Source organism: Dietzia sp. CW19, assembly GCF_014145265.1.
Classification (GTDB): domain Bacteria; phylum Actinomycetota; class Actinomycetes; order Mycobacteriales; family Mycobacteriaceae; genus Dietzia; species Dietzia natronolimnaea.
Map to the genome: position 1 here is coordinate 1 of NZ_JAALEE010000116.1, position 5,350 is coordinate 5,350.

The 5,350-nt window shown below is 70.7% G+C and carries 5 protein-coding genes; 2 read left to right on the forward strand and 3 right to left on the reverse strand.

Annotated elements, in window-relative coordinates; genetic code table 11:
* Window positions 1-92: 92 nt before the first annotated feature.
* From G6021_RS04130 to G6021_RS04140, 3 genes are read right to left on the reverse strand one after another with little or no spacing between them, the layout of a single operon-like run.
* Window positions 93-893, reverse strand: coding sequence for an ABC transporter ATP-binding protein (locus G6021_RS04130; RefSeq protein ID WP_179523769.1), 801 nt, complete (start codon window positions 891-893; stop codon window positions 93-95).
* The gene (locus tag G6021_RS04135) at window positions 890-1,918 is read right to left on the reverse strand and encodes an iron ABC transporter permease (protein ID WP_179523768.1); all 1,029 of its coding nucleotides are present in this window, start codon (window positions 1,916-1,918) and stop codon (window positions 890-892) included. The genes G6021_RS04130 and G6021_RS04135 overlap by 4 nt, the downstream gene beginning before the upstream one ends.
* Window positions 1,915-2,856, reverse strand: coding sequence for an ABC transporter substrate-binding protein (locus G6021_RS04140; RefSeq protein WP_182640722.1), 942 nt, complete (start codon window positions 2,854-2,856; stop codon window positions 1,915-1,917). The genes G6021_RS04135 and G6021_RS04140 overlap by 4 nt, the downstream gene beginning before the upstream one ends.
* A gap of 298 nt (window positions 2,857-3,154) precedes the next feature.
* Between G6021_RS04140 and G6021_RS04145 the strand changes: the two genes are divergently transcribed.
* Window positions 3,155-3,571: a carboxymuconolactone decarboxylase family protein gene (locus G6021_RS04145; protein ID WP_179523766.1), complete on the forward strand. Its 417-nt coding sequence runs from the start codon at window positions 3,155-3,157 to the stop codon at window positions 3,569-3,571.
* A gap of 52 nt (window positions 3,572-3,623) precedes the next feature.
* A complete protein-coding gene (locus G6021_RS04150; protein ID WP_182610385.1) occupies window positions 3,624-5,258 on the forward strand; it encodes a long-chain fatty acid--CoA ligase in 1,635 nt (544 codons plus the stop codon).
* The last annotated feature ends 92 nt before the right edge of the window (window positions 5,259-5,350 follow it).

The window sequence follows — 5,350 nt, forward strand, 5'->3', positions numbered from 1 at the left end:
CCCGCGCCGCAGCGCGTCGAGGCAGGAGTCGCAGCGGCAGAACGGGTTGGGCCACCCGTCGGCGGCTCCCGTGCCCAGCAGCACGACCTCCATCAGGCCCCCGGCTCCCGGAGCGGCAGGACGGCGCGGCCGTCGGGGCGGTCGAGGACCTCGACGCGGGCGTCGTACACCTCCGCCACCCGTTCGACGGTGAGCACGTCCTCCCCGGTGCCGTCGGCGACGATCCGGCCCTCGTCGAGCAGGACCACGCGTTCGCCGTAGTGCGCGGCGGAGGTGAGGTCGTGCATGGCGGCCACCACGGTGAGTCCGCTCTCGCGTCGCATCGAGTCGACCAGCTCGAGGACCTGCTGTTGGTGCCCGATGTCGAGGGCGCTCGTCGGCTCGTCCAACAACAACACCCGGGGCTCCTGTGCCAGCGCCCGGCCCAGGACCACCCGCTGGAGCTCGCCCCCGGACAGCGTGGTCGCGATGCGCGGGGCGAGGTCGTGCAGCGCGAGTCTGTCGATCACTCCCTCGACGACCTCGTGGTCGTGGGGCGACTCGGTGCCGAAGCGGGGGATGTGGGGTGTGCGGCCCAGCCGGATCAGCTCCCGTGCGCTCACGCCCTCGGGCACGACCGGGCGCTGCGGCATGAGCGCCACCATCCGGGCGACCCGCCGTCGCCCGGCCCTCCGTGGCGCCAGACCCATGACCTCGACCTCCCCACGGGACGGGATGAGCCCGGCCATGGCGTAGAGCAGCGTGGTCTTGCCCGAGCCGTTCGGCCCGACCAGGGAGATCCAGGTCCCGGTGGGCACGACCAGGTCGATCCCGTGCAGGACGGGCACGGCGTCACGGGCCACATGGAGACCGCGGCAGGACAGGGCTTCGCCGGCGTCCGGGGCGGAGGTCATATGAGCCCCCGGCTCCGACGCAGGACGAACAGGAAGAACGGGGCCCCGATCGCCGCCGTCACGACCCCGATCGGCAGCTCGGCCGGGCTCACCGCGGTGCGGGCCACGATGTCGGCCAGGACGAGGAAACTCGCGCCGACCAGTAGGGACAGCGGTAGGAGTAACCGGTGGCCCGGGCCGATCACCATCCGCACGGCGTGCGGGATCACGATGCCGACGAATCCGATCAGGCCGCTCACGGACACGACCGCGGCGGTGCCCAGCGTGGCGACGCTGATGAGCACCAGCCGCACCCGGGCCGGGGCGATGCCGAGGGTGGAGGCCTCGACGTCACCCACCGCCATCACGTCGAGGGTGCGCCGGAACAGGGCGATCACCGCGACCGAGACCAGGACGTACGGCAGCACGGTCAGCACCTCGGACCAGCCGCTGGTCGTGAGCCGGCCGAGCATCCACGAGTACACCTGCCTCAGGGTCTCGTCGTTGCGCTGCATGAAGAAGGTCTGGATGGCGCTCGCGAACGCGGCGACCGCGACTCCCGCGAGGATGATCACGACCTCGGTCCGACCGCCACCGACACTGCGGCCGAGGGTGTAGGTGGCCATCACCGCGATCATGCCGCCGACGAACGCCGCCGGGGGCACCATCGCCGAACCCATGGCCCCGCCCACGACGATCGCCAGCGTCGCGCCCAGCCCGGCGCCGCTGGAGACACCCAGGAGATAGGGGTCGGCGAGCGGGTTGCGGAACACGCCCTGATAGGTCGCACCGGCGATCGCCAACATCGCGCCGACGATCCCGCCGAGCACGACCCGCGGGATCCGGATCTCCCACAGGATCACCTGCTGGCGAGGCGAGAACCCCGAGTCGACGTGCACGAACGGCAGTCGCCCGACCAGCTCGAGCAGGACTCCCCGCGGGGTGAGGTCGGCGGGACCGACCAGCGTGCCCGCCACCAGCGCCACGAGGAAGAGCACTGTCGCTCCGCCCAACACCAGGGCGTGGCGGGGCGACGCACGGGTCACGAGGCAGGTTCCCTCTCGGGCTGTGATTCGTTCACAGTCAGTGTGGAGATGATCCCGGCCACCTCACGCATGAAGTCCACCACGCGCGGGCCCCACCGGCTGGCCAGGTCCTCGTCGACCACGAAGACGCGGTCCTGCCTGACCGCGGCGAGCTCGCCCCAGCCGGGACGCTCGGCCACGACCTCCGGGGTGATCCCGCAGCACTGCCCGTCGGCGAGCATCACCAGGTCGGGGTCCGCCTCGAGGATCAGTTCCTCGGACAGCTGCGGGTAGGCGTCCTCGCCGGTCGCGATGGAGGTCAGCCCCAACAGGGAGTACACCTCGCCGATGTACGTGTCGTCGGTGACGGTGTAGTAGGTGTCGTCGAGCTCGTGGAAGTAGGTCAGCGGGGTCTCACGCCGGGGGACCGAGGCCACGATCTCGTCGATCTCGCCCCGCATCCGCGAGACCAGCTCGGCGGCCTCGCCGACCGTGCCGGTGGCCGCGCCGACCTGTTCGATCTGGGTGTACGTGTCGTCCAGGGTCCGTGCGGCGGGGAGCAGCAGGACCTCGACCCCGGACCGCTCGAGACCGGAGACGATGTCGCCGGTGTCGTCCGTGGCCACGACCAGGTCCGGCTGGTACCCGAGGATCGCCTCGAGGTTCGGGGTGTAGCCCGACAGGTCGGTGACCGGCGCGTCGGCGGGATAGTTCGAGCGTTCGTCCACCGCGACCACCCGGTCGCCGGCACCCACGGCGTAGAGCATCTCGGTGGTGGTAGGGCTGAGCGAGATGATCGCCTGCGGCTCGCCCGAGGCGGCGGCGCCGGTGCCGTCGGTCTGGTCGGCCGCCGGGTCGTCCGCCCCGGAGCAGGCCGTGGCGACCAGTGCGACGGTGGTGAGGACGGCGGCGAGCAGAGAGCGGGATCGCGGCGTGGTCCGGGCTCGAGACAGGTGCATGACATCCTCCGGGGATCGCCAGGACGAAAGCAGCTCGGCAGCGACGCGGACGCCGCGGCACGCAACCGTCCTTCGTGCGAGGTCAGTTCGTACGGTGCCGCGGTACCGGCCGACCCGGCGCGCCCGCTCGGGGCGGGATCACAGTTGCGCGGGCATCGTCGGATTCACACCGACTTCCGCCGGGCACCACGGGTGTCCGGCGGGGGAGCCGGACCCTCCGAGGGTAGCCGACCCCCGGGTCGACGGCAGGATGGGCCGTGACCACCCTCCGACACCCACCGACAGGAAGGACCACGAGATGACGACGACGAACGGTTCAGGCGAGGGGCCTTCGGCCGCGGAACTCCGGTCGCGGGGTTTCGCGACCCGGCGCGGGGTGATGGGCGACGCCTTCGTGGACCGCGCGATGGGCCGGGCCGAGGGGACCGCCTCCGAGGCCCTCCAGTACGTGGTCACCGAGAACGTGTGGGGGAATATCTGGGACCGCCCGGGACTCGGGCGCCGCGACCGCAGCCTGTTGAACATCGGCATGCTCGTGGCGTTGCGGGCGAACGCCGAGTTGGCCGGTCACGTGCGCGGCGGCCTGACCAACGGCCTCACCCGCGAGGAGATCACCGAGGCCGTGATCCACGCCTCGGGGTACTGCGGGGCGCCGGCGGCCCTCTCGGCCATGAAGACGGTCCAGGAGGTCTTCGACGCCCTCGACGGCAGGTAGGGTCGTGTCCAGAAGTGACCCCCGACACCCCCCTGAGTGAGGAGCCCCTCGCATGCGCAGCACCATGCAGCCGGAACAGCTGAACATCAGTACCATCCTGACGTTCGGCGCGACCGTCCACTCGGACGCGGTCGTCACCACCTGGACCGATCAGGGCCCGCGGAAAGTCACGTTCGGCGAACTCGGGAAGCGGGCGGCCCAGCTCGCCCACGGGCTGCGTTCGCTCGGGATCGACGCAGACCAGCGCGTCGCGACGTTCCAGTGGAACAACTCGGAGCACATGGAGGCCTACCTGGCCATCCCGTCGATGGGCGCGGTGCTCCACCCCCTGAACATCCGGCTGTTCCCGGACCAGCTCGAGTTCGTGGCCAACCACGCCGAGGACAAGGTCGTCATCGTCGACCCGAGCCTGATCCCGCTCCTGCAGCCCCTGCTGCCGCGGTTCTCGACCGTCGAGCACGTGATCGTCACCGGCGGCGGTGCGGCGAACCTCGAGGCCCCGGAGGGCGTGCAGGTGCACGACTACGAGGCGCTTCTGGCGGCCCAGCCCACCGAGTTCGAGTGGCCCGAGGTCGACGAGAACTCCGGCGCCGCGATGTGTTACACCTCGGGCACCACGGGCGATCCGAAGGGCGTCGTCTACTCGCACCGGTCGATCTACCTCCACTCGATGCAGGTGTGCATGTCGGACGGGATGGACATCTCGCTCGACGACAACGTGCTGGCGATCGTCCCCATGTTCCACGCGATGTCGTGGGGGCTGCCGTACGCGGCGTTCCTGGTGGGTGCCTCACTGCTCATGCCCGAGCGCTTCCTGCAGCCCGAGCCGCTGGCCGCGATGATCGCCTCCGAGCGGCCGACCCTGGCCGCCGCCGTCCCCACGATCTGGCAGGCCGTGGACGCGTACAGCGTCGATCACCCGATCGACATGTCGAGCTTCCGTGCCGTGGTCGTGGGCGGCAGCTCCTGCCCGCCCGCGCTGATCCGCAAGTTCAAGGAGAACTACGGGATCAACATCATCCACGCGTGGGGCATGACGGAGACCTCGCCCATCGGCACGCTGTCGCGGCCGAAGGCGGACCTGCCGGAGGAGAAGCAGTTCGACCTGCGCACCACGCAGGGCCGGTTCATCGCGGGGGTCAAGGCCCGGATCGTCGACGACGCCGGCCAGGAAATGCCCTGGGACGGCGAGTCCGTGGGTGAGCTCCAGGTGCGCGGCCCCTGGATCACGGGCAGCTACTACAAGGTGGAGAACTCCGACTCGTTCGACGACGGCTGGCTGCGCACCGGCGACGTCGGCTACGTCCGCCCCGAGGCGTTCCTGCAGCTCACCGACCGTGCCAAGGACATCATCAAGTCCGGCGGCGAGTGGATCTCCTCCGTGGAGGTGGAGAACTACCTCCTCGAGCACCCAGCCGTGGCCGAGGCGGCCGTGATCGGGATCCCCGACCCCAAGTGGGACGAGCGCCCGCTGGCCACGATCGTGGTCAAGGAGGGCGTGGCCGACCCCGACGTCGAGGACCTGCGCGCGCACCTCGAGTCCAGGATGGCCAAGTGGCAGGTGCCGGAGAAGTTCGCGTTCGTCGACGAGATCCCCAAGACCTCCGTCGGCAAGCTCGACAAGAAGCGCATCCGCGTCTCGCACTCCGACGGTGAGCTCACGGTGGTCAACGCCCTGGAGAAGTAGCCCCCGGTCGGGCCGCCCCACCGGTCCGGTCCCGCCCCAACGAGAAGAGCGTTCCGCGCACATCGCCCGAGAGGCAGGTGCGCGGAACGCTC

Coding starts and splice junctions, on each gene's coding strand:
- G6021_RS04145 (WP_179523766.1), top strand. CDS start 3,155: ATGACGACGACGAACGGTTCAGGCGAGGGGCCTTCGGCCGCGGAACTC.
- G6021_RS04130 (WP_179523769.1), bottom strand. CDS start 893: ATGACCTCCGCCCCGGACGCCGGCGAAGCCCTGTCCTGCCGCGGTCTC.
- G6021_RS04150 (WP_182610385.1), top strand. CDS start 3,624: ATGCGCAGCACCATGCAGCCGGAACAGCTGAACATCAGTACCATCCTG.
- G6021_RS04140 (WP_182640722.1), bottom strand. CDS start 2,856: ATGCACCTGTCTCGAGCCCGGACCACGCCGCGATCCCGCTCTCTGCTC.